7 protein-coding genes are annotated in these 23,981 nt (G+C 76.2%); all 7 read right to left on the bottom strand.

Annotated features, from left to right (window positions below):
* Positions 1 to 2: 2 nt before the first annotated feature.
* The 7 genes from vioD to ACIQWR_RS37005 all read right to left on the bottom strand — a co-directional run bounded on the left by vioD (position 3) and on the right by ACIQWR_RS37005 (position 23,898).
* Positions 3 to 1,112, bottom strand: coding sequence for a capreomycidine synthase (gene vioD / locus ACIQWR_RS36975; RefSeq protein WP_404019098.1), 1,110 nt, complete (start codon positions 1,110 to 1,112; stop codon positions 3 to 5).
* Positions 1,113 to 1,255: 143 nt separating this feature from the next.
* Positions 1,256 to 7,696, bottom strand: a complete 6,441-nt coding sequence (locus ACIQWR_RS36980; protein ID WP_404019101.1) for an amino acid adenylation domain-containing protein — start codon at positions 7,694 to 7,696, stop codon at positions 1,256 to 1,258.
* An 89-nt stretch (positions 7,697 to 7,785) separates the two neighbouring features.
* Positions 7,786 to 12,363: an amino acid adenylation domain-containing protein gene (locus ACIQWR_RS36985; protein WP_404019104.1), complete on the bottom strand. Its 4,578-nt coding sequence runs from the start codon at positions 12,361 to 12,363 to the stop codon at positions 7,786 to 7,788.
* A gap of 36 nt (positions 12,364 to 12,399) precedes the next feature.
* Positions 12,400 to 13,764, bottom strand: a complete 1,365-nt coding sequence (glyA, locus tag ACIQWR_RS36990) for a serine hydroxymethyltransferase (RefSeq protein WP_404019107.1) — start codon at positions 13,762 to 13,764, stop codon at positions 12,400 to 12,402.
* The gene (locus ACIQWR_RS36995; protein WP_404019109.1) at positions 13,761 to 17,120 is read right to left on the bottom strand and encodes an amino acid adenylation domain-containing protein; all 3,360 of its coding nucleotides are present in this window, start codon (positions 17,118 to 17,120) and stop codon (positions 13,761 to 13,763) included. The genes glyA and ACIQWR_RS36995 overlap by 4 nt, the downstream gene beginning before the upstream one ends.
* Positions 17,117 to 18,472, bottom strand: a complete 1,356-nt coding sequence (locus ACIQWR_RS37000) for a cysteate synthase (RefSeq protein ID WP_404019112.1) — start codon at positions 18,470 to 18,472, stop codon at positions 17,117 to 17,119. The genes ACIQWR_RS36995 and ACIQWR_RS37000 overlap by 4 nt, the downstream gene beginning before the upstream one ends.
* On the bottom strand, positions 18,469 to 23,898 hold the full coding sequence (locus ACIQWR_RS37005; RefSeq protein ID WP_404019114.1) for an amino acid adenylation domain-containing protein: 5,430 nt from the start codon (positions 23,896 to 23,898) through the stop codon (positions 18,469 to 18,471). Before ACIQWR_RS37005 ends, ACIQWR_RS37000 begins: the two co-directional genes overlap by 4 nt.
* Positions 23,899 to 23,981: the final 83 nt, after the last annotated feature.

Raw genomic sequence — 23,981 nt, forward strand, 5'->3', positions numbered from 1 at the left:
GCTCAGCGCGGGTCGGGCAGCAGCGCGGCGAGCCGGTCGAGCCCGGCGGTCAGCTCGTCGGCGGGTCCGCCGAAGCCGAGTCGGATGTGCCGCGGTGCGCCGAAGCAGGCGCCGGGTACGACCAGCACGCCGTGCTCGCGGTCGAGCCGGTCGGCGAAGGCGCTCACGTCGGCCACGGTGGTCAGCTCGGGGAAGGCGGTGACCCCGCCGGCCGGGAGGTCGGCGGAGACCCGGTCGCGGTGCGCGGCCAGCCAGTCGGCCAGCACGGCCCGGTTGGCGGTGGCCTGGGCGAGGCGGGGGCGCATCAGGTCGTCGGCGTGCCGGACGGCGTGCGTGGCCACGGCTTCGACGAGCGGCGACAGGGCCAGGCTGGTGTAGTCGCGACGGCGCACGCAGCCCGCCAGGACCTCGGGCGCGGCCAGGGCCCAGCCGACCCGCAGGCCCGGGAGTCCGTACGCCTTGGAGAGGGTGCCGAAGGAGATCGCCCGGGGGTAGCGGGCGGTCGGGTCGGGCAGCGGCCGGCGGTCGTACACCAGGTGCTGGAAGGCATTGTCCCAGGCGAGCCAGGTGTCGTGGCGGGCGCAGGTCTCGATGATCGCGGCCTGCTGGTCCTCGGTGACGGTGGCGCCGGTCGGGTTGTGCGGGAAGTTGACCACGACCATGGCGGTGTCCGGCGTGATCAGGGAGAGGAGTTCGTCCTCGTTGGTGACCACGCCGTCCTCGGTGCGCATCGCCCAGGGCACGAGTCGGCAGCCCAGCGAGGCGGCCACCTCGACCAGTGCGTGGTAGGCGGGGGTCTGCACCACGACCTCGTCGCCGGCCTTCAGCAGGGCGTGCATGACCAGGTAGATGGCCTCGCTGGAGCCCTGCGTGGCGATCACCGAGCCGGGGTCGGTGTCGTACCGCTCGGCGAGGGCCGCGCGCAGCGGCTCCCCGCCCAGCGAGTGGCTGTCGCGGAACATGACCCCGCCGAGGGAGGCGGCGGTGGTCCCGGCCAGGGCGAGCACCTGGTCGACGGTGTAGTTCTCGACGCCGCTGCTGCTGATGTCGTAGGTGGTGGTGAAGTACCGCTCGCGGAGCCAGTCCTCCAGCAGGGCCGGGGCGATGGGCATGGGTTCCTCCAGTGGCCGGAGCGGCCGGGGTTCCAGGGGCTCCGGGGTGGGTGGGGCGGGGCGGGGCCGCCCGGCGGGCGGGCGGCCCCGGACGGGGCGGGCGGCCCCGGACGGGGCGGGTGGTGCGGGTGGTGCGGGGGGGCTCAGGCGGTGGTGAGGCCTTCCTCGGCCTCCAGCTCGGCGAGCAGCCGCAGCAGCTCCTCCGGGTCGCTCTCCTCGGCCTGGAGCTGGACGACCCGCAGGGCCAGCTCGGCCACGGTGGGGGCCTCGTAGAAGACCCGCAGGGGCACCTCGACCCGGCAGGTCTCGCGCACCCGGGCGGCGAACCGGGCGGCCAGCAGCGAGTGCAGGCCCAGGTCGAAGAGGTCGTCGTGGACGCCGACGGCCGGCAGGCCGAGCAGTTCCCCGGCCAGCTCCGCGATCTCCGTCTCCATGGGGGTGCGCGGCGCCACCGCCGCGGCGCCGGTCAGCTCGGCCCGGCCGGGCCGGGGCAGCGCGCCGCGGTCGAGCTTGCCGTTGCCGTTCAGCGGCAGCTCGGGGAGCAGCACGATCGAGGACGGCACCAGGTACTCGGGCAGCCGCTCGCGCAGCGCGGCGCGCAGCGCGAAGACGTCCGGTGTGGTGTCGGGGGCCGCCACCACGTAGCCGACCAGGCGCTTCTCGCCCGGCTCGTCCTCGCGGACCACCACCGCGGCGGCGCCGACCTCGGGCCGTTCGGCGAGCCGCGCCTCCACCTCGCCGGGCTCGATCCGGTGTCCGCGGATCTTGACCTGCTGGTCCGCGCGGCCGATGAACTCCACGGCTCCGTCGGCCCGGTGGCGCGCCAGGTCGCCGGTGCGGTAGAGCCGGGATCCGGGCTCGCCGTACGGGTCCGGGACGAAGCGTTCGGCGGTCAGGCCGGGGCGGCCCAGGTAGCCGCGGGCCAGACCGGCGCCGCCCAGGTGGAGTTCGCCCGGTGAGCCGATCGGTACGGGCGCCGCGGCCGCGTCGAGCAGGTAGACGGTGGTGTTGGCCAGCGGGTGCCCGATCGGCAGTCCGTCGCCGTCCACCGCTTCGGCGCCGACGTGCAGGGTGGTCGAGGTGCAGGTGACCTCGGTCAGCCCGTACACGTGCACCAGCTCCACCCCGAGCCGCTGCCAGGAGGCGAGCCGGTCCCGGCGCACCCGCTCGCCGCCCATCGCGACGAACCGCAGGTCGGCGGGGAGCTCGGCGCCGGTGCGCGCCAGCTCGGCGGCCCAGTCGTGCCAGTAGGCGGTGGTCAGTTCCAGGCCGGTGATCCGGTGCTCGGCCAGGTAGCCGGTCAGGTCCACGCCGGCGGCCAGCAGACGGGCCCCGGGCAGCACCACGGTGGCGCCGGCGGCCAGCGCCGGGAACAGCTCCTCCAGCAGCACGTCGAAGCCGGTGGAGGCCAGTTGCAGGAAGCGGTCGCCGGGGGCCAGGCGGAACTCCTCGGCCATGGCGAGGGTGAAGTTGACCAGGCCCTCGTGGGTGAACATCGAGCCCTTGGGGGAACCGGTGGTGCCGGAGGTGAAGAAGACGCAGGCCAGCGCGGCGGGTTCGGTCACGGCGCCGGTCGTCGGCACGCTCCCGCCGGGAGCTGCCGGCGCCTCGATCGGTGCCACCGGGACGGTGTCCAGGAGGGCGCCGCGGGCGTCGCCGTCGCTCAGCACGAGCTGGGCGCCGGACAGTTCCAGCAGCAGCCGCAGCCGCTCCTCGGGCAGCGCCGGGTCGAGCGTGGTGAACGCCGCGCCGGCCTTCAGCACCCCGAGCAGGGCGGTGACCAGCCGGGGCGTCGGGGCCGCGTGGACGGCGACGACGCTCTCCGCTCCGATGCCCAGGTCGCGCAGCCGGGCGGCGCAGCGCTCGGCGTCGGCCTCCAGCTCGGCGTAGCTGGTAGTCCGGCCCTCGTGCTCCAGTGCCGGGGCGCCGGGGGTCCGGGCGGCGGCGGCCGCCACCAAGTCGTGCAGGCCGCCTGTGGGCAGCGGACGCTCGGTGGCGTTCCAGTCGGTGAGCGCGGTGCGGCGCTCCTCGGCGTCCAGCAGCGGGAGTCGGGACAGGGCGGTGCCGGGGGCGTCGGCGGCGGCCTCCAGCAGCAGGCCGAAGCGGTGTGCCAGGCGGGCGACGCTCGGGGCGTCGAACAGGTCCGTCGCGTACTCCACCGTGAAGGCGGTGGCCCCGTCGCGCTCCGCGGCGGTGAACATCAGGTCCATCAGGCAGGAGCCGGTCTGCGCCTCCACGGGCTCCACGCGCAGGCCCTGGAAGCCGGCCCGCGGCGGGCGGGCGCTCTGCAGGGTCAGCATGGTCTGGAACACCGGGTGCCGGGCGGGGTCGCGCTCGGCGCCGACGGTGTCCAGCACCTGCTCGAAGGGGACGTCCTGGCCGTCGAAGTCGGCGAGGACGCGGTCGCGGGTGCGCTCCAGCAGCTCGGCGAAGGCGGGGTCGCCGGACAGGTCGCCGCGCAGCGCGAGGCTGTTGACGAAGCAGCCGACCAGGCCGTCCAGTTCGCGCTGACCGCGGCCCGCGACGGGGGTGCCGACGACCACGTCGTCGGCGCCGGAGAGCCGCCCCAGCAGGGTCTGGTAGCCGGCGAGCAGCACCATGAACAGAGTGGCGCCGTGCCGGGCGCCGAGGGCGCGCAGCCGTTCGGTCAGCTCGGCCGAGAGGTGGAACTCGTGGACCGCGCCGGCCAGGCTCGGGGTGGCCGGGCGGGGCCGGTCGGTGGGCAGTTCCAGGACCGGCAGCGGTCCGGCGAGCCGGCCGCGCCAGTGCTCCAGCTGCGCGTCCCAGCGGCCCTCGGCCGCCCGGTCGGCCTGCCAGCGGGCGTAGTCGGCGTACTGGACGGGCAGCGGCTCCGGCGTGTGGCCGTCGTAGAGCGCGGCCAGGTCCTCGACCAGGACGCCCATCGACCAGCCGTCGAGCGCGATGTGGTGGATCACCAGGACCAGCAGGTGCTCGGTCGGGCCGGTGCGCAGCAGCAGGGCCCGCAGCGGTGCCTCGGCCGCCAGGTCGAAGGGGCGGGTGACGAAGGCGTCGACCAGGTCCGTCGCCCGCTCGCCGGCGGCGATCTCGCGGACGGTCAGCGGGGCCTCGCCGACCGGCAGGACCCGCTGGACCGGGGCGCCGTCGGTCTCCGCGACCACCGTGCGCAGCACCTCGTGCCGGGCCATCAGGGCGCGCAGGGCGGCGGCCAGGGCCACCGGGTCCAGCGGGCCGTCGATCCGTACCGCGGTGGGCACGTGGTAGGCCGGGTTGCCGGGGGCGAAGCGGTCGAAGAGCCACATCCGCTGCTGGGCGAAGGAGAGCGGCAGGGGGCGGGAGCGGTCGGCGGGGGTGACCGGCGGCAGCGGGGCCGGGGCGGGGTCGCCCTCGGCGGAGCGCAGCCGTCCGATCAGCGCGGCCTGCGCGGCCACCGTGGGGGCGGCGAAGACCTCGCGCAGCCGCACCTCGACGGCGAACTCGGCGCGCAGCCCGCTGACCAGCCGGTTGGCCAGCAGCGAGTGGCCGCCGAGGGCGAAGAAGTCGTCCAGCACGCCGACCTCGGGCAGCTCCAGCAGCCGCTGCCAGATCGCGGCGACGGCGGCCTCGTCGGGGGTGCGGGGGGCGAGGCGGTCCGCGGTGTCGGGCGCCGCCGCCGGTTCGGGCAGCGCGGTCCGGTCCACCTTGCCGTTGGGCGAGAGCGGCAGGGCCGCCAGCTCGGTCCACAGCGCGGGGACCAGGTGGGCCGGGAGCCGCTCGCGCAGCCAGGCGGCCAGCTCGGCCCCGCTCGCGGGGGCGGCGTCCTGGCTGGTGGCGTCCGGGCGGGTGGCGTCCGGGCGGGCCGCGGGCACCCAGTAGGCGGCCAGGCGGCGTTCGCCCGGGCCGCTGCCGCGGGCCACCACGACCGCGTCGGCCACGGCGGGGTGCCCGAGCAGGACGGCGGTCACCTCGCCCGGCTCGACCCGGAAGCCGCGGATCTTGACCTGGTTGTCGGAGCGGCCGAGCAGTTCCAGCTCGCCGTCGGCCCGGCGTCGGGCGAGGTCGCCGGTGCGGTAGAGGCGCTCGCCCGGCGCCCGGCCGTGCGGGTGCGGCACGAAGCGCTCGGCGGTCAGGCCGGGGCGGCCCAGGTAGCCGCGGGCCAGGCCCTCGCCGGCCACGCACAGCTCGCCGGGGACGCCGACCGGGACGGGCCGCAGCAGCGTGTCCAGCACCAGCAGCCGCTGGTTGAGCAGCGGGCGGCCGTAGTGCACGGGGCCGGCCCCGGCGTCCTCGGGGACCAGGTGCTCGTTGTTGCAGAAGGCGGCTTCGGCCACGCCGGCCGAGTTGACCACCCGGCAGCCGGGGGCGGCGGCGCGCAGGCGCGGCGGCAGCGCGGGCGGCAGGACGTCGCCGCCGATCATCGCGGTGCGCAGGCTCTCCAGGGCCAGGCCGTGCTCCTCGGCGGCGGCCAGCATCGCCTCGGTGCCGGCGGGTCCCATCGACCACACGGTCACCCGGTGCCGGGCGACCAGCTCGGCCCAGTGCCGCGGGTCGCGGTTCGCGCCCTGCGCGGGGAAGACGGCGGTGGCTCCGACGACGAGGGGGGCCAGGCAGTCGTGCACGGCCGGGTCGAAGCTCGGCGAGTGCAGCGCGATCATCCGGTCCCCGGGGCCGAAGCCGTGCGAACGGGCCAGTCCGGCGAAGGTGTTGGCGATGGCGCGGTGCGTGACGGCGACGCCCTTGGGGCGTCCGGTGGAGCCGGAGGTGTACACGAGGTAGGCGAGGTTGGTCTCGCCCGCCGTCGTCGACTCCCCCGCCGGGGAGCCGGGTTCGGCCGCGGTACGACCGAACTCGGCTCCGTCGTCGGCGATGTCCTCCAGGAGCAGCACCGGGGTGCCGGGCGGCAGCACGCCGGCGGTGGACCGGTGGGCCAGCACCACGGCCGGGGCCGCGTCGGCGAGCATGTAGGCCAGCCGGTCGGCCGGGTAGGAGGGGTCCAGCCCGAGGAAGGCGCCGCCCGCGCGCAGGGTGCCCAGCATGGCGGCGCTGAGTCCCGCCCCGCGCTCCAGGCAGAGCGCCACCGGCACGTCGGGGCCGACGCCGGCCGTCCGCAGCCGGTGGGCGATCCGCGCGGCCCACGCGTCCAGGGCCCGGTAGGACAGGGCGCCGGTCGCGTCGATGACCGCGTCCGCGTCGGGGGTCCGGGCCGCCTGGCGGGCGAACAGCTGGTCCACGCGCAGCCCGGCGGGCAGCTCGCCGTCGGTGTCGTTCCAGGTGTGCAGTTCCCGCTCCAGCTCGGCCGCGGTGAGCATCGGCAGTGCGGACAGCCGGGTGTCGGGGGCACGGACGGCGGCGCCGAGCAGGGTGGTCCAGTGGCCGAGCAGTCGGGCCACCGACGGGGCGTCGAACAGGTCGAGGGCGAATTCCGCGAACCCGGTGAAGCAGCCGTCCTCTTCGGCGAGTTGGAGGTCGAGGTCCATGTGCGCGCTGTCCCGGGTCACGGGCACCGTCTCGACGGCCAGGCCGGTGAGCTCGGGGGTGGTGGCGGGGGCGTTCTGGAGCACGAAGCCGACCTGGGCCAGCGGGTTGCGCGACAGGTCGCGGCTGGGCGCCAGCTCCTCGACCAGCCGGTCGAAGGGCAGCTCCTGGTGGTCGAAGGCGTCCAGCGCGGTGCCGCGCACCCGTTCGACGAGCTCGGCGTAGGTGGGGTCGCCGGCCAGCGAGGTGCGCAGCAGCACCGTGTTGACCAGCGAGCCGACGAGCAGTTCGGCGCCCGGCGCCCGGGTGGCGGGCCCGGTCGCCACGACCACCTCGGCGGTGCCCGCGTGCCGGGCCAGTACGGCCTGGAAGGCGGCGAGCAGCACCATGAAGGGGGTGGCGCCCGCGCTCTTGGCCAGGTCGCGCACCGCCCGGGAGGCGGCCGCGTCCAGCCGCACCGGCACGCTCGCACCGCGGAAGCTGCGCACCGGCGGCCGGGGCCGGTCGGTGGGGAGCTCCAACGCTTCCGGGGCGCCGGCGAGTTGACCGCGCCAGTAGCCGAGCAGCCGGTCGCCGAGGGCGCCGTCGAGCAGGGCCTGGCGGCCCGCGACGTGGTCGGCGTAGCGCACCGGCAGCTCGGGCAGCCGCGGCTCCCGCCCCTCGGCCCGGGCGGCGTAGGCCTCGGAGAGTTCGGACATCAGCAGGCCGAAGGACCAGCGGTCCACCACGATGTGGTGCAGGACCACGACGAGCAGGTGCTCCGCGGGCCCGAGGGAGATCAGTTCGGCCCGCATCAGCGGCCCCTTGGCCAGGTCGAAGGGCTGCTCGGCGAGCCGGCCGGCCAGCGCGCGGACCTCGTCCTCGCCCGCCCCGGTGGCCTCCGTCAGGCCCAGCTCGAAGGCGCGGCGCGGCAGGACCAGCTGGACGGGGGCGCCGTCGCGGGCCGGGAACACGGTGCGCAGGGCCTCGTGCCGGTCGACGAGGAGCTGGAAGGCCTGGCGCAGGTGCTCGGTGTCCAGCGGTCCGCGCAGCCGCAGTGCGGCTGCGGTGTTGTAGACGCCGCTGGGCCCTTCCAGGCGGTCGACCAGCCAGAACCGGCGCTGGGCGGCGGAGGTCGCGAGCACCTCGACGGTGCGGGGGGTGGTGGCCACGGGGTGCTCCTTCACGGGGGTGGGTTCGGGGTTCGGGGCGGGGTTCGGGGCGGACGCGGGGTCCGGGGCGTGGGTCCGGTCGGGGGCGCTCACAGCTCCCCGCCCATCAGCGCGGCCAGGTCCTCGGCGGACAGGTCGTCGAAGCCGGCGTCGGCGGCCGGTACGGCCTCGCGCACCGGTGCGACCGGCTCGGCGGGGACTTCGGCGACCGGGGCTCGGCGCACCGCCTCGGCGTACTCGCCGAGGACCGGCGCCTCGAACAGCGCCCGTACGGTCAGCTCGCGGCCCAGCGCCTCGCGGACGGCGGCGGTCACCTGGACGGCGAGCAGCGAGTGGCCGCCGAGGTCGAAGAAGTCGTCGGCGAGACCGATCCGGGCCACGCCGAGGACGGCGCTCCAGATCTCGGCGAGGGCCCGTTCGGTGTCGTCGCGCGGGGCGAGCAGGGCGGAGGAGCCGGTGGACCAGTCCGGTGCGGGGAGCGCGGCCCGGTCGAGCTTGCCGTTGGCGGTCAGCGGGAGCGCGTCCAGGGTGACGAAGGCCTCCGGAACCATGTACTCCGGCAGCCGTTCCCGCAGGTGGGTGCGGAGCCGGGGCACCAGGCCGCGGGCGGCGCGGCCGCGGTGCGGGTCGTTGGCCCAGTGCGGCCACGGCAGGCCCGCGCTGTCCCCGGCGGGCGCCGCGGCGCTCTCCCGGGTGGTCCCGGCCGGGCGGAAGGCCGCGTCGAAGCGGCCGAGCGGGTCGCCGCCCGCCCAGCTCAGGTCGACGGTGAGACCGAGCGCGTCGGCCAGCTCGCGCAGCTCCTGCGGGTCGAGGGCAGTGGTGTCCTCGGCCTCGCCCGCGGCGGTGGCGGCGAGGCGGGCGGCGGTGCGGGCGTCCGCGTGCACCCGGGCGTTGGGGATGCCGGTGACCACGAGCGGGGAGCCGTCGAGCAGGGTCCGGAGGTCGCCGCCGGTCCACGCCACCGTGCGGGCCGGGGCGGTGGGCTCGGGCGCGGTGTCCAGGTGCAGCACCACGTCGTAGCGGTAGCGGGTCATCTCGTTGGGGTCGCGGCCGGGCTTGAGCGTCACCTCGACGCGCCCGATCCGCGGGATCTCCCGGCGTAGCGCCTCGAAGAAGCGCGGGTCCAGCAGCAGTTCGTCCTCCTGCCGCACGGCGAGGCGCACCTGGCGGGCCAGCTCCGACCCGGCCGCTCCGGCGGGCAGGCCCGGCCGCAGGACCGAGACCTGGAAGGCGTCCAGCAGGGCCAGGTGGCGCACGTCGCCGACCACGATGCGCCCGCCCGGGGCGAGCACGGCGGCGGCCTTGGTGAGCACCTCGACCAGGTAGCCGGCGCTCGGCAGGTACTGCGCCACCGAGTTGACGATCACGGTGTCGAACTCCTCGGCCGCGAGGTCGTCCACCTCGTGCCCGGCCCGGCGCAGCAGCCGTACGTGCTCCCAGTCCTCGGGCAGGTGCCGGCGGACGTGGGCGACCGCGGTCTCGGAGAGGTCCAGGCCCGTGTACCGCTCGCAGGCGCCCGCCAGCCGGAAGAGGAGCAGGCCGGTGCCGCTGCCGATCTCCAGGACCCGGCGCGGGCCGGTGCGGCGGACCAGCTCGACGGTGTCCTCGACCCAGCGCCGCATCTCCTCGGCGGGGATCGGCTCGCCGGTGTAACTGCTGCTCCAGCCGCGGATGTTGAAGGTGGGGTCGGCGCCGCCGACCTGCTCGTACTGGTCGTAGGCGGTGTCGAAGACGGTGCGCCACTGGGCGACCTGGGCGGTGTCGGCCGCGCGGACCTCGTCCCGCTCCGGCCGCTCTCCCGCCTCCTGGTCGGGGACCAGGTAGGCGACGAGTCCGGTGGCGCCGTCCGGGGCCCGGCTGGGCAGCACGGCGACGTGCCGTACGCCCGGGGCCGCGCCCAACTCCGCTTCGATCTCGCCGAGTTCGACCCGGTGGCCGCGGACCTTGACCTGCTGGTCGATGCGGCCCAGGTACTCCAGCGTGCCGTCGGGCAGCCGCCGGGCCAGGTCGCCGCTGCGGTACAGGCGCGCGCCGTCGCCGAGCGGGGAGGGCACGAAGCGTTCGGCGGTCAGGCCGGGGCGGCCGAGGTAGCCGCGGGCCAGGCCCGGACCGCCGACGCACAGTTCGCCGGGGACCCCGGGCGGCACGGGCTCGCCGCGCCGGTCCAGCAGGTGCACCGCGAGGTCGGCGAGCGGGTGGCCGATCACGCTGCCGGGGGCGGCCAGGTCGGCCGCGCCGAGGGTGTGCGCGGTGACGTGCACGGTGGTCTCGGTGATGCCGTACATGTTCACCAGGCGCGGTCCGTCGGGGTGCCGGGCGGCCCAGTCGCGCAGCGTGCCCGGTTCCAGGGCCTCGCCGCCGAACACCACGTGCCGCAGCGCGAGCGGGCCGGTGTCGCGGGCGCCGGCCGCGGCGTCCGCGTCGGCGAACTGGCGGAACGCGGTGGGCGTCTGGCTGAGCACGGTGACGCCCTCGGCGCGCACCAGCGCGTGGCAGGCGGCGGGGGTGCGGCGGGCCTCCTGCGGCACCACGGCGATCCGGCCGCCGTGCAGCAGTGCGCCCCAGATCTCCCAGACCGAGAAGTCGAAGGCGGCCGAGTGGTAGAGGGACCAGACGTCGTCCGGGCCGAAGGACACGTCCCCGGCGGCCGCGTCGAACAGCCGCAGCACGTTGGCGTGGGTGAGCAGCGCGCCCTTGGGCCGGCCGGTGGTGCCGGAGGTGTAGATCACGTAGGCGAGGTGGTCCGGCCCCAGCGGGGCCGGCTCCAGCGGCTGCGCGGACAGCGGCTGGTCGGCGTCCAGGACGGGGATGGCGGCGGCGCCGTCGGCGCCGGCGGCGAGTCCGGCGTGCTCCGGGTCGGCGACCAGGGCCGTGGCGCCGCAGTCGCCGAGGGTGAAGGCCAGTCGATCGGCCGGGTGGCGCGGGTCGAGCGGGACGTAGGCGCCGCCGCTCTTGAGGATGCCGAGGATCCCGGTGACCAGGCGCACCGAGGGTTCGACGCAGATCGCCACGCGGCTCTCCGGCCCCACCCCCAGCTCGCGCAGCCGCCGGGCCAGCGCGTCCGAGCGGCGGTCCAGCTCGGCGTAGGTCAGCCGCTCCTCGCCGCAGCCGACCGCGATCGCGTCGGGCCGCAGCCGGGCCTGGGCGGCGAAGGCCGCGGGCAGGTCGGCGGGCCGCGCCGCGGCGGGCCGCCGGGCCGCGCCGGCATCGAGTTCGGCGCGGCGCTCGGCGCCGGTCAGCAGCGGCAGCGCGTCCAGGCGGGTGTCCGGGGCGTCGACCGCGGCCGCCAGCAGGCACAGCCACTGGTCGATGAACCGGCGCACGGTGCGCTCGTCGTACAGCTCGGTGCTGTAGTCGGCCAGGCCGGTCAGGCCCTGCGGGGTCTCGGTGACCTGGAGGTGCAGGTCGAACTTGGCGGTGCCGGTGTCCACCGCGGCCACGTCCATCCGCAGCCCGGGCAGCTCGATCCGGGTCTCCGGGGTGTTCTGGAGGACCAGCAGCAGGTTGGCGAAGGGGGTGCGGCCGCCCGCGTCACGGTCCGGGCGGGTCTCCTCGACGATCCGCTCGAAGGGCACGTCCTGGTGGGCGTAGGCGGCGAGCGCCGACTCCCGCACCCGGGAAGTCAGTTCGCGGAAGGTCGGGTTGCCGGAGAGGTCCGCGCGCAGCGGCAGCATGTTGACGAAGAAGCCGATCAGACCCTCGGTCTGGGGGTGGTTGCGGTTGGCGATCGGCGAGCCGATGACCAGGTCCTCCTGCCCGCTCCAGCGGTGCGCCACGGCCGTGAAGCCGGCGAGCAGGATCATGTAGAGGGTGGCGTCGTGCTCGCGGGCGAGTGCGGTCAGTCGGGTGGCCAGGTCACCGTCCAGCCGCCAGGGGAAGCAAGCTCCCGCGAAGCCCTGGCGGGCGGTGCGCGGCCGGTCGGTGGGCAGGTCCACGGTGCTGGGCGCGCCCGCCAGCCGCTCGCGCCAGTGGGCCAGTTGGCCCTCCAGCGTCTCGCCGCCGACCCGCTCGTGCTGCCAGAGCGCGAAGTCGGCGTACTGCACGGGCAGTTCGGGGAGCTGGGCGGCGTCCGCACCGTAGTGGTGGGCCAGTTCGCGCACCAGGATGTCGAGGGACCAGCCGTCCGCCACGATGTGGTGGACGGTGAGCACCAGGACGTGCTCCTCCTCGGCCAGCCGGACCAGCACGGCGCGCAGGAGCGGTCCGGTGGCCAGGTCGAAGGGGCGGCGGCTCTCCCGCTCGGTCAGCTCGGCGAGCGCGTCCCGCCGCGCGTCCCCGGTCAGGTCGGACAGGTCGGTGAGCGGCAGCGCGATCCCGGCCGGGGCGAGGACGACCTGCTCGGGGCGGCCGTCCTCGACGCGGAAGGTGGTGCGCAGCGCCTCGTGCCGGGCCACCACCCGGCCCAGGGCCCCCTCGAACGCGGCGGCGTCCAGCCGTCCGGTCAGCCGGACGGTGCAGGCGATGCTGTAGAGCGGGCTCGGACCGGCGAACTGCTCGACGAACCAGAGGCGCTGCTGGGCGAAGGACAGCGGCAGCCGGACCCCTTCGGGGCGCCGGGCGATCAGGTCGGCGGCGCCGGCGCGGGCGATGCCCTGCTGCTGGAGCAGCTTGGCGAGCAGCCGGCGCTTGTCGGAGGAGAGCGCGGTGCGCTGGGGTGACTGGCTCATTGGGTGGTCCCGGGAGGGTCGGTGGCGGGAAGTGGGTCAGGCCGGCAGGTGGTGCGGCATCGGGAACTCCCGGCAGAGCCGGGTGACTTCGCCCCGCACCTCGGCGCGCACGGCGTCGTCGAGGGTGAACTCGCGCTCGCCTCGGGGCACCACGGCGGTGAGCACCCGGTCGATCAGCGCGGCGCAGCGGCGCATCTCGACGGGGCCCATGGCGCGTAGCGCGAGGGTGTTGGTGCCGAAGCGGATGCCGCTGGTGACCCGGGGGCCGTGCGGGTCGTCCGGGATCCGGTTGCGGTTGACGACGATCCCGCACTCGGCCAGCGCGGATTCCGCGATCGCACCGGTCAGACCGCGGGGGCCGAGATTGAGCAGCACCATGTGGTTGTCGGTGCCGCCGGTGACCAGGGTGTGGCCGAGCCCGGTGAAGGCGTCCGCGAGTTCGCGGGCGTCGGACACCACGCGCTCGGCGAGGGAGCGGAACTCCGGCTGGGCGGCGATGTCGAAGGCGCGGGCCTTGGCCGCGACCGCGCCCAGGTCCGGGGTGCCCTGGAGGAAGGGGAAGGTGCCGTGCGACATCGCCTGGGCCAGGGTGCGCCGGGTGCCGGGCACGGGCAGGTCGGCGTCGCGGCCGAGCAGGATCAGGCCGCCGCGGGGCCCGTACAGCTGCTTGTAGGTGCTGGTGGTGGTGGCGTGCGCATGGTCCACCGGGCTGGGGTGCAGTCCGGCCGCGACCAGGCCGGCTATGTGGGAGATGTCGGCGAGGAGGAAGGCGCCCACCTCGTCGGCGATCTGCCGGAACCGGGGGAAGTCCACGGTGCGCGGGTAGGCGCTGGCGCCGCAGACGATCACCTTGGGGCGGTGCTCCCGGGCCAGTGCGGCGACCTGCTCGTAGTCGAGCATGCCGTCGGCGTCGGTGCCGTAGCCGACCGCGTGGAAGAAGCGGCCGGAGACCGAGGCCGGGGAGCCGTGGGTGAGGTGCCCGCCGGCGCTGAGCTCCATGCCGAGCAGGGTGTCGCCCGGCTTCATCAGGGTGCACAGGACGATCTGGTTGGCGGTGCTGCCCGAGTGCGGCTGTACGTTGGCGTACCGGGCGCCGAACAGCGAGCGGGCCCGGGCCACCGCCAACCGCTCGACCTCGTCGACCAGTTCGCAGCCGGCGTGGTAGCGGGCGCCGGGGTAGCCCTCGGTGGTGACGTTGGAGATGCTCGCTCCGGCGCAGGCCAGGACCGAGGGGTCGGCGCTGCTGGAGGCGGCCACCATGGCCAGGGTGTCGTTCTGCCGGGCGTGTTCGCGCTCCAGCAGGTCGCTGAGCAGCGGGTCGGCGGCGGCCAGGCGCTGGGCGCCGTAGCCCGCGTAGTCGGCGAGGACCCCGGTGCCCGCGGTCGTTGTGGTGGTGCTCATGCCATGCTCTCCTCGTGTTCGGCGAGCAGCCCGAGGGCCTCCTCGTCGGTCATCTCCAGCAGTCCGGCCGCGATCTGGGCCACGGCCGCGACGTCCGTTCCGCCCTCGTGGCCCCGGGCGACGAGGCGCTGCGCCTGCTCGGCGAGGGTGGACGCCTCGAAGAGGTCGCGCAGGGGCAGTTCGACGCCGAAGGTCTCCAGCAGCGCCGAGGCGAGCCGGGTGGCGAGCAGCGAGTGGCCGCCGAGTGCGAAGAAGTCGTCCTCGGCGCCGACCCGGTCGGTCTCCAGCAGCTCGGCCCAGAGCGCGGCGAGCACCAGTTCGACGTCGTCGCGGGGGGCCACGTACGCGGCGCTCGCGCGCTCGGCCAGGCCGTCGGGCTCGGGCAGCGCGCTCCGGTCCACCTTGCCGTTGGGCGACAGGGGCAGCGCGTCCAGCGTGACGAAGGCCGTCGGGACCATGTGCTCGGGCAGCTCCGCGCCCAGCAGTGCGCGCAGTTCGGCGGCCGACGGGACCGCGGCGGCGTCCCCGGTGGGCACCAGGTAGCCGATCAGGCGCCGGTCGTCGCCGCTGCCGTGGGCGCTGACCACGGCCCGGTCGATGTCGGGGTGGCGGCGCAACACGGCCTCGATCTCGCCGAGTTCGATGCGCAGGCCGCGCAGTTTGACCTGGTGGTCGAGGCGCCCGATGAGTTCGATCACCCCGTCGGCGCGGGTGCGGGCGAGGTCGCCGGTGCGGTACAGCCGCGCCCCGCTCGGCACCGGGCCGGTGCCGGCGCCCGGGTGCGGGCGGTAGCGGTCGGCGGTCAGCGCGGGTCGGTGCAGGTAGCCGCGGGTCAAGCCGGTGCCGGCCAGGCAGAGTTCGCCCGGCACGCCGATCGGGGCCGGTGCCAGGCCGGGGGTCAGGACGACGGCCTGCTGGTTCACCATGGGGCGGCCGTAGGGGATGCTCGTCCACGTCGGGTCGGTTTCGATCACCGGGTAGGTGATCGAGTGGATGGACGCCTCGGTGGCGCCGCCGAGCGCGATGAAGGCCAGGTCCGGTGCGAGGCGGCGCAGCCGCGCGGGCAGCCCCACCGGGATCCAGTCGCCGCCGAAGAAGGCCGCCTTGAGCCGGGGCAGTCGGACCCCCCGCTCCTCCCCCGCCCGGACGAAGGCGTCGGCCAGGGCCGGCGCCGAGTTCCACACCGTCACCTTGTACCGGCGCACCAGGTCCACCCAGTGGTGCGGGTCGCGGGCCCGGTCCGGGTGCGGCATGACCACCGCGCCGCCCGCCGCCAGGATGCCGAGCGTCTCGTAGACGAACATGTCGAAGCTGGGGGACGACAGGCCGAGCACCCGGTCGCCGGCCTCGATGCCGTAGGTGTCGTTGAGGTCGAGCAGGTTGTTGACGACGCCGCGGTGCGGGACGGCGATCCCCTTGGGGGTGCCGGTGGAACCCGAGGTGTAGATGACGTAGGCGAGGTGGTCCGGGGCCAGCGCGGCCGGCCGCTGCCGGGTCCCGGGCCACCGCTCGGCGTCCTCCACCTCCAGCACCTCGGCCCCGACGGCGGGCAGCAGCTCGGCCAGCGCCCGCTCGGTGAGGACCACGGGCGGGGCCGCGTCCCGGAGCATGAAGGCCAGGCGCTGCGGGGGATAGGTCGGGTCCAGCGGCAGGTAGGCGCCGCCCGCCTTCAGCACGCCGAGCACGGCCGCCACCAGCGCCGGGCCCTTGGACAGGCAGAGCCCGACGGTGGTGTCCGGGCCCACGCCCAGCTCGGTCAGGCGTCCGGCGACCCGCTCGGCCAGCGCGTCGAGCCCGGCGTAGGTCAGCTCGCCGGCGGGGCCGACGACGGCCGCTGCCTGCGGGTCCGCGGCCGACCGCCGCTCGAAGAGCTCGTGCAGCAGGGCCCCGCCCTGCGGGTGGACGTGGGCCGTGTCGTTCCACTCCACCAGGGCCTGGTGCCGCTCGGCCGGGGTGAGGACCGCCAGTGCCGTCAGCCGGGTACCGGGCTCGGCCACCGCGGCCGCCAGCAGGGTCTGCCAGTGGCCGATCAGGCGCTGGACCGTGGCCGCGTCGAAGAGGTCGCTCGCGAACTCGATGGTTCCGGTGAACGCGCCGTCCACCTCGCGCAGTTGGAGGTTGAGGTCGGTCTGCGCGCCGCCGCGCGGCACTTCCCGCACGGCGACCGAGAGGCCGGGCAGCTCGGGCGCGGCCAGCGGCGCGTTCTGCACGAGCAGCAGTGACTGCACCAGCGGGTTGTGACTGAGCGCCGGGGCCGCCGGCCGCTCCGGGAGCATCCGCTCGAAGGGCAGCTCCTGGTGCTCGAAGGCGGCCAGCGCGGCCGCACGGACCCGGCCCAGCAGCTCCTCGAAGGTCGGGTCGCCGGCCAGCGAGGTGCGCAGCGGCAGGATGTTGATGAAGCAGCCGATCAGCGTCTCGGCCTCGGGCGGGCGCACGGCCGCGCCGGTGCCGACGACGACGTCCTCGCTGCCGCTGTGCAGGCCCAGTACGGCTTGGAAGGCGGCCAGCAGCGCCATGAACGGGGTGACCCCGGCCCGCCGGCACAGGGCCCGGACCCCGGCGGACAGCTCTGCCGGGAGCTCCACCGCGAGCGTGTCCCCGCGCAGCGACTGCACGGCCGGGCGCGGCCGGTCGCCGGGCAGTTCCAGCAGTTCGGGGGCGCCGGCGAGCGCCCGGTGCCAGTGGGCCTGGCCCGCCTCGTCGACGGCGGCCCGGGCATCGGCCTCCCAGACGGCGAAGTCGCCGTACTGAATCGGCAGTTCGGGCAGTTCGTCGGCGCGTCCGGCATAGCCCTGGGCCAGTTCGGCCAGCAGGATGCCGATCGACCACATGTCGGCCACGAGGTGGTGCACGGTGACCGCCAGCACGTGGCGCTCCGGCGCCAGCCGGTGCAGGGCCGCGCGCAGCAGCGGGCCGCGGGTCAGGTCGAAGGGGCGGGCGGCGTCGGCGGCCAGTACGCGCTCCAGCTCGGCGGCCTCGGTCTCCCGCCGCTCCAGGGCGAACGTCGCCCGATCGTCGACCAGTTGGACCAGCTCGCCGTCCACCTGCTCGAAGCAGGTGCGCAGCGACTCGTGCCGGTGGACCAGCCCGGTCAGCGCGCCCTCCAGGGCGGCGGTGTCGAGCGGGCCGTCCAGGTGCAGGGCGAACGGCAGGTGGTAGGCGCTGGTGCCGGGGATCAGCCGCTCCACCAGCCAGATCCGGCGCTGGGCCGAGGTGGCGGGAAAGGCGAACTGCTGCATGGTCTGCTCTGCTTTCTGCCGACCGGATGGGACGGGGACGACGTCAGGGGCGGTGTCGGGAGCGATATCGGGAGCGGGGAGGTGCGCGGGGGTGGCGCCGGGGGTCGGGGTCGTCATGCGCCGGTCACCAGGTAGGCGGCGGCCTCGGCGCCCAGCCCGGCCGGTATCCGCAGGTCGGGGTGGACCGGGACGGGCGGGTGGGTGCGCGCGCGGCGGGCCCGGCCGCCGCCGGTCACGTGCAGCAGTACGGTCTCCTCGGGCCGGATCCGGCCGGCGGCGACCGCCCGGCACAGTCCGGCCACGGCGACCGCCGCGGCGGGTTCGATGTCGATGCCCTCGGCCGCCGCGAACAGCCGCCCGGCGGCCACCGCTTCGGCGTTGTCCACCGCGCACAGCTCGCCACCGCTCTCGGTGACGATCTCGCGCACCCCGCCCGCCACCGCGTACGGCGGCTTGCGCGTGGTCAGTTCCGGGGCGTGTACGGCGGCCACCGCCGCCCGCACCTCGGGGCCGCAGCCGATGACCGGCGCGTCCAGGCCCTCCAGCCACGCATGGACCATCGGCGCGAAGGGCGCGTTCTGGCAGAGCGTCAGCCGCGGCAGTCCGCCCGCCGCGGCGCCCGGGCGCCGGGCCGCCGGGAAGCCGGCCGCCAGCAGCCGCCGGGCCGCCTGGTGCGCGGCGATCGCGCCGGCCCCGCTGCCCACCGCCTGCACGTAGTGGTCGGGCAGGCGGCCGATGGTCTCGGCCGCGGCGAGCAGCGCGGTCCCCAGGCCGTCGCGGCGGGCCACGTTGCGGGTGCCGCCCTCGGCCTGGAATCCGGGCCGGGCGCAGATCGCGTCGGCCAGGTCGATCGCGTCGGTGTAGTCGCCGGCGACGGTCACCAGGCGCACGCAGTCGGCGCGTTCGCCCGCGGCGCCGAGCGCGGGCAGCGCCGCCTCCGGCACCACGAGCACGCAGTCCACGCGCTGGCGCGAACAGGCCCGCAGGAAGGCCGCGGCGGTGTTCCCGGCCGAGGCGACGACCAGGACCGGCGGGCGCTCGGGCAGCCGGGCCAGCACCGCCTGCGCCTCCAGCTCCTTGAAGCTGCCGGTCTCCAGCGCCGCGCCGCGCTCGGGCCAGTAGCCGCTGAAGGCGACCCACAGCTCGGGCAGTCCCAGCTCGCGGCCCAGGGCCTCGGCCCGGTAGGTGGCGCCGATGGCGCCCTCGGGCAGCTCCCGGCCGGCGGTCGGCAGCCAGCAGGCGTAGCGGAACGGGCCGGTGCCGGGCCCGGGGGTGAAGGGGCGGGCGTACTCGGTGGTGAGCAGGCCGGGCCGGTGCGCCCCGGCGCAGTCCAGCCGCAGGCCGTCGTCCTCGTGGCTCTCGCGGCAGACCGGACATCGCAGCAGGTACGAGCGGTCCACCGGGGAGCCGCCGGGGCCGGCGTGCGGCCGCTCGGCCCGCTCGGCCGGGAGGTAGGGGACGGAGGTCATCGCGCTTCCCCCTCGGCGACCGCGCCGGTGAGCACCGGGCGCAGCGCGCCGTCGGACCCGCGGCTGACGGCGTAGCGGCCGCGGTCCACCCGGACCGGGGCCGGCCGCGCCGCCGGGACGGACCCGGGGCCGCGGTCCGCGGCCTCGACCAGGGCGGCCACTGCGGCCACCGTGGGCCGGTCGAAGAGCAGGTGCAGGGCCGGTGCCGCGCCGAACTCGGCCCGCAGGCGCTCGGCGAAGCGTGCCAGCAGCAGCGAGTGCGCGCCGCGGTCGAAGAGGTCCTCGTGACGTCCGATCCGCTCGGCTCCGAGCAGCTCGGCGAGCATGGCGGCGATCCGCTGCTCGGTCGGCCCGACCGGTTCCTCCACGACGCCCGACGAGCGGACGGTCTCCGGCTCGGGCAGGGCCCGCCGGTCCACCTTGGCGTTCGCGGTCAGCGGGAGTTCGTCCAGCGTCACCAGCAGCGAGGGGACCGCGTAACCGGGCAGGGTGCGCCGCAGTTCCTCGCGCAGGGCGGCGGGGGTCGCGGGGCTGCCGTGCTGTTCCAGGTAGCCGACCAGCCGGGCCCGCGCGCCCTCGCCGTCGACGACGACCGCGGCGCGGCGCACCGCGGGCAGCCGCTCCAACGCGGTCTCGATCTCGCCGAGTTCGATGCGGTGTCCGTGCAGCTTGATCTGGGTGTCGGAGCGGCCGACGAAGAGCAGCTCGCCGCCGAGGCCGCGCCGCACGAGGTCTCCGGTGCGGTAGAGCCGGGCGCCCGGGACCGTGCCGAAGGCGTCGGGGACGAAGCGTTCGGCGGTCAGGCCGGGCCGGTCCAGGTAGCCGTGGGCCAGGCCGTCGCCGCCGATCAACAGCTCGCCGGTGACCCCGTCCGGGACCGGCTGGAGGAGCGGATCGACCAGGTAGAGCCGGGTGTTGGCGACCGGGGTGCCCAGGGGCAGTTCCCCGTCGGCCGCGGTCAGTTCGCCGCGCGCCGACCACACCGTGGTCTCGGTCGGCCCGTAGACCTGCCAGAGCCGTGCGCCGCGGGCCAGCAGTTCCGCGGCCTGCTCCACGGGCAGCCGCTCGCCGCCGCACAGCGCGGTCAGCCCGGAGGTGCCCGCCCAGCCGGCGTCCAGCAGCAGCTGCCAGGTGACCGGGGTGGCCTGGAGGTGGCTGATCCCACCGGTCTCCAGGCAGGCCCGCAGCCGGGAGCCGTCGCCCGCCGTGGCCGCGTCGGCCAGGTGCACGGTCGCGCCGTGCACCAGCGGCAGGAAGTACTCCAGCGCGGCGATGTCGAAGGCCGGGGTGGTGACGGAGAGCCAGCCCGCGCCGGGGGCGAGCCCGAGGTCGCGCTGGAAGGAGGCCAGCAGGTTGGCCAGGGCCCGGTGCGGGACCACCACGCCCTTGGGGCGCCCGGTCGAGCCGGAGGTGTGCAGGACGTACGCCGCCGATTCCGGCGCGATCGTGGTGTCGGCGTCGCGCTCCGCCTCGGCGATGGTGTCGAGCGCCAGCACCGTCCAGTCCCCGGCGGGCACCCGGTCGGCGGGCAGGTCGCTCAGCACCGCCGCGGCGGCGCCGTCGGCGAGCACCAGGGCCAGCCGGTCGGCCGGGTGGCCCGGGTCGAGCGGCAGGTAGGCGGCGCCGGACTTGAGCACGCCGAGCAGGGCGGCGAGCAGCCGCGGGGTGCGCGGCAGCAGGACGGCCACCGTGCGGCCGGGGCCGATGCCCAGGGCGCGCAGCCGGTCGGCGACGCCGTCGGCGAGCCGGTCCAGGGTCCGGTAGTCCAGCTCCTCGCCGCCCTCGGGGCCGGCGGCGCGGACCGCCACGGCGCGCGGGGTGCGGGCGGCCTGGGCCTCGAAGCGGCGCACCACCCCGTCGGCGGGGTCGTAGGCGAGGGCGGTGTCGTTGCCCGCGGCGAGGACGGCGGCCCGCTCGGCCGGGGCCAGCAGGGGCAGTTCGCCCGCCGGGCGGGCGGCGTCGGCCGCGATCTCCGCCAGCAGGGTGGTGAAGTGGGCGGCGAAGCGCCGGGCGGTCGCCGGCAGGTAGCGGTCGGTGTCGTAGCGGACCGCGCCGGCCAGGCCGCCCGCCGCCTCGCCCAGGGTCAGTTGGAGGTCGAACTGGCTGCCGCCGACCGGCAGCGCCAGCGTCGAGCAGTCCAGGGCGCCGAGGGCGAAGGGCACGCCGCCCTGACCGGTGGCCATCGCCACCAGGGCCTCGGCGTGCTCGCCGGGTGCCTGCTGGAGGCTGAACAGGCTGCGCACCAGTGGGCGGCCGCCCTGGTCGCGGTCCGGTCGGATCAGCTCGACCAGAGCCGGGAACGGCACCTCGGCGCCGTCCAGCGCGAGCCGCGCGCTCTCCCGCACCCGGGCCAGCAGGGCCGTGAACGGCTCGGCGGCCTCGATCCGGACGCGCAGCGGCACGGTGTTGACCAGGCTGCCGACCGTACGGGCGAAGGCGGCGTCGTCCCGCCCGTGGGTCGGGGTGCCGACGACCACGTCGTGCTCGCCGGTGCTGCGGGCCAGCAGGAGCTGGAAGGCGGCCAGCAGCACCGTGTACAGGGTGCTGCCCTCGCGCCGGGCAAGCGCCGTCAGCGCTTCGGTGGTGGCGGCGTCCACCTCCAGCGGCAGCGCGGCGCCGCGCATCCGCTGGCGCCGGGGCGGCGTCAGGTCGGCGGGGAGGGAGGTGCCGGAGCGGACCCCGGCCAGGGCCGTGCGCCACCCGTCCAAGCGGCGTTGCCCGGCCGCGGTGTCGAGCAGGGCGATCTGGCGCCGGGCGTACGCCGCGAACGGGGCGCCCGCCTCGGGATCGGCGGTGGCGGCGGCGGTCGCAGCCGCGTCGCCGACGGCCAGTTCGTCCAGCAGCAGGGACAGCGACCACAGGTCGCCCACCAAGTGGTGGGCGGTCAGGACCAGGTGGTGACCACCCTCGGCCCCGCTGAAGAGCCGGGCCCTGAGCAGCGGTCCGACCTCCAGGTCGAAGGGCTGCTCGGCGGTCTCGGTCAGGCGGGCGGCCAGCTCGGTCGCGCTCCAGCCGGAGGCGTCGACCTGCTCGAAGGCGGGCGGGAGGTCGGCGTGCACCCGCTGGACGGGTCCGGAGTCGGTCCGGGGGAAGGTGCTGCGGAGCACCGCGTGTCGCCGGGTCAGGCCCGCCAGGGCGGCGCCGAGGGCGCTCGGGTCGAGCGCGCCGTGCACGCGGAAGGCGGTGGAGACCAGGTAGGCGGGGCTCTCGGGGGCGACCTGGTGCAGCAGCCACAGGGCGGCCTGGTTCGGCGAGAGCGGGTGGTCCCCGGGCTCGGTGGGAGCGGTGGGCTCCTGCGCACCGGCCGGTCCGGGCGCGGCGCCCGCTTCCTCGAAGCGCTCGGCGAGCAGGGCGGCCAGTCCGGCCAGGTCCAGCGCGAGCGCCTCGGTCAGGGTCAGGTCCACGCCCAGGGCGGTGTGCAGTTCGTGCCGCAGCCGCACCGCGCCGAGCGAGTCCAGGCCCAGTTCGGCGAGCCGGTGCTCGGGGGCGAGGTCCGCCGCGTCCAGTCCGAGCCGGGCCGCGAGCAGGGAGCGCAGGGCGGCCAGCAGCACCGCCGGGCGTTCGGCCGGCTCGGCGCCGCGCAGCGCGGCGGCGTCCAGGGCGGACGCCCGCTCCACGGAGGCGCCCTGCGGGCGTCCGCTGTGGGCCAGCGCGGTGAGGTCGCCCTCGCGGTAGGAGGCGGCGCACACGTGGCGCTGCACCTTGCCGCTGGAGGTGCGCGGCAGCGTCGCGGCGCGGATCAGCACCACCGCGGCCGGTCGTATCCCGTGCGCCTCGGCGACGGCCTCGCGGACCGCGCGGGCCAGCGCGCTCAGGTCACCGTCCTGGTGGTCCCGGGACACCTCCTGGACGATCACCAGCTCGGCGGTGCCGGCCAGTTCGACCTGGACGGCGGCGCCGCAGTTGGCGCGCAGCGCGGGGTGGACGGCGGAGACGCTCTGTTCGATGTCCTGCGGGTAGTGGTTGCGGCCGCGGACGATGATCAGGTCCTTGAGGCGGCCGGTGACGTACAGCTCGCCCTCGTGGAGCAGGCCGAGGTCGCCGGTGCGCAGGAAGGCTGGGTCCTCGTCGGTGGCCGGGCCGGTGGGCTCCCCGCCGGTCGCGTCGGTGGCGAGGCGGGCGCCGAAGGTGGCCGCGGTGTGCTCGGGCCGGTTCCAGTAGCCCTGGGCCACGCTCGGGCCGGCGAGCCAGATCTCGCCGATCTCCCCGGCGGGCAGCACCCGTCGGGTGACCGGGTCGACGATCTCCAGCCGCTGCGAGTCGTCCGGGCGGCCGCTGCTGACCAGCTCGGTGGTCCCCTCGGTCCCCTCGGTCCCCGCGGTCGCCGGCTCGGTGACCAGCTCGTCCGCCGCCCCGCCGGTTCCGGCGAGCAGTGCGTTCGGGGCCGAGAAGCGTGCCGGGGCCGTGCCGTGCGGCTTGCAGGAGACGATCAGGGTGGCCTCGGCCAGCCCGTAGCAGGGGGTGAAGGCCTCGGCCCGGAAGCCCGCCGGGGCGTACGCCTCGGCGAACCGGCGGAAGGTCTCGGCGCGCACCGGCTCGGCGCCGTTGAACGCCACCTCCCAGCTGCTCAGGTCGAGTCCGGCCAGCACCTCGGGGGTGGCCAGGTCGGCGCACAGGTCGTAGGCGAAGTTGGGGCCGCCGCTGACCGTGGCCCGGCTGCGGCTGATCTCGCGCAGCCAGCGCAGCGGGTCCTGGGCGAAGGAGGTGGGGGACATCAGCGAGCAGGAGCCCTGGTAGTACAGCGGCTGGAGCATGCCGCCGATGAGTCCCATGTCGTGGAAGAGCGGCAGCCAGGACATGCCGCGGGTGGCGCCGGTGGTGCGGAAGGCGCGCTGGATCAGGGCCGAGTTGTGCAGCAGGTTCCCGTGCGTGAGCACGACACCGCGCGGCGCCGAGGTGGAGCCGGAGGTGTACTGGAGGAAGGCCACGGTGTCGGGGCCGACCCGCGGGTGCTGCCACTCCCCCGCTTCCTCGTCCGGCACCCGGTCGGTCGCCAGGAGGCGCAGTACGTCCATCACCGCGCCGTCCGGGTCGTCGGGCAGCAGCCGGTCGCGGACGGCGGCGGTGGTCAGCGCCACCGTCGCCCCGCAGTCCGCGACGATGTCGACGAGCCGCTCCAGGGAGCGCGGCCGACGGTTGGGCGGGTAGACCGGCACCGCGACGGCCCGGGCGTACAGGCAACCGATGAAGGAGACGACGTAGTCCAGACCCGGCGGCTGGAGCAGCAGGACCGGGCGGTCGGTCAGACCGAGGCGCTGCAACCGGGCCGCGACGGCGCGGGCCCGCCGGTCGAGCTGTCCGTAGCTGAGCCGCTCGACCGGCGCGTCCTCCTTCCCGGAGAACTCGAAGGCCGTGCGGTCCGGATCGGCCGCCGCGGTGGCGGAGATGGCCGAGATCCAGTCCTGATGCTCAAGTCGCGGGTCCACGCGTTGTTCCCTCACCGTTCGGTGTCCGATGCCCTGTTCCTGCTGCCGCCGTCGGCGACCGTTGCGCCCTCAGGCGGTCGTGC

This window comes from Streptomyces sp. NPDC098789, from assembly GCF_044759975.1.
Classification (GTDB): Bacteria; Actinomycetota; Actinomycetes; order Streptomycetales; family Streptomycetaceae; genus Streptomyces.

Bases quoted from the DNA above. Each gene is read 5' to 3' on its own strand.
- ACIQWR_RS36985 (WP_404019104.1), bottom strand. From the start codon at position 12,363: ATGAGCCAGTCACCCCAGCGCACCGCGCTCTCCTCCGACAAGCGCCGG.
- vioD (WP_404019098.1), bottom strand. From the start codon at position 1,112: ATGCCCATCGCCCCGGCCCTGCTGGAGGACTGGCTCCGCGAGCGGTAC.
- ACIQWR_RS37000 (WP_404019112.1), bottom strand. From the start codon at position 18,472: ATGACCTCCGTCCCCTACCTCCCGGCCGAGCGGGCCGAGCGGCCGCAC.
- glyA (WP_404019107.1), bottom strand. From the start codon at position 13,764: ATGAGCACCACCACAACGACCGCGGGCACCGGGGTCCTCGCCGACTAC.
- ACIQWR_RS36995 (WP_404019109.1), bottom strand. From the start codon at position 17,120: ATGACGACCCCGACCCCCGGCGCCACCCCCGCGCACCTCCCCGCTCCC.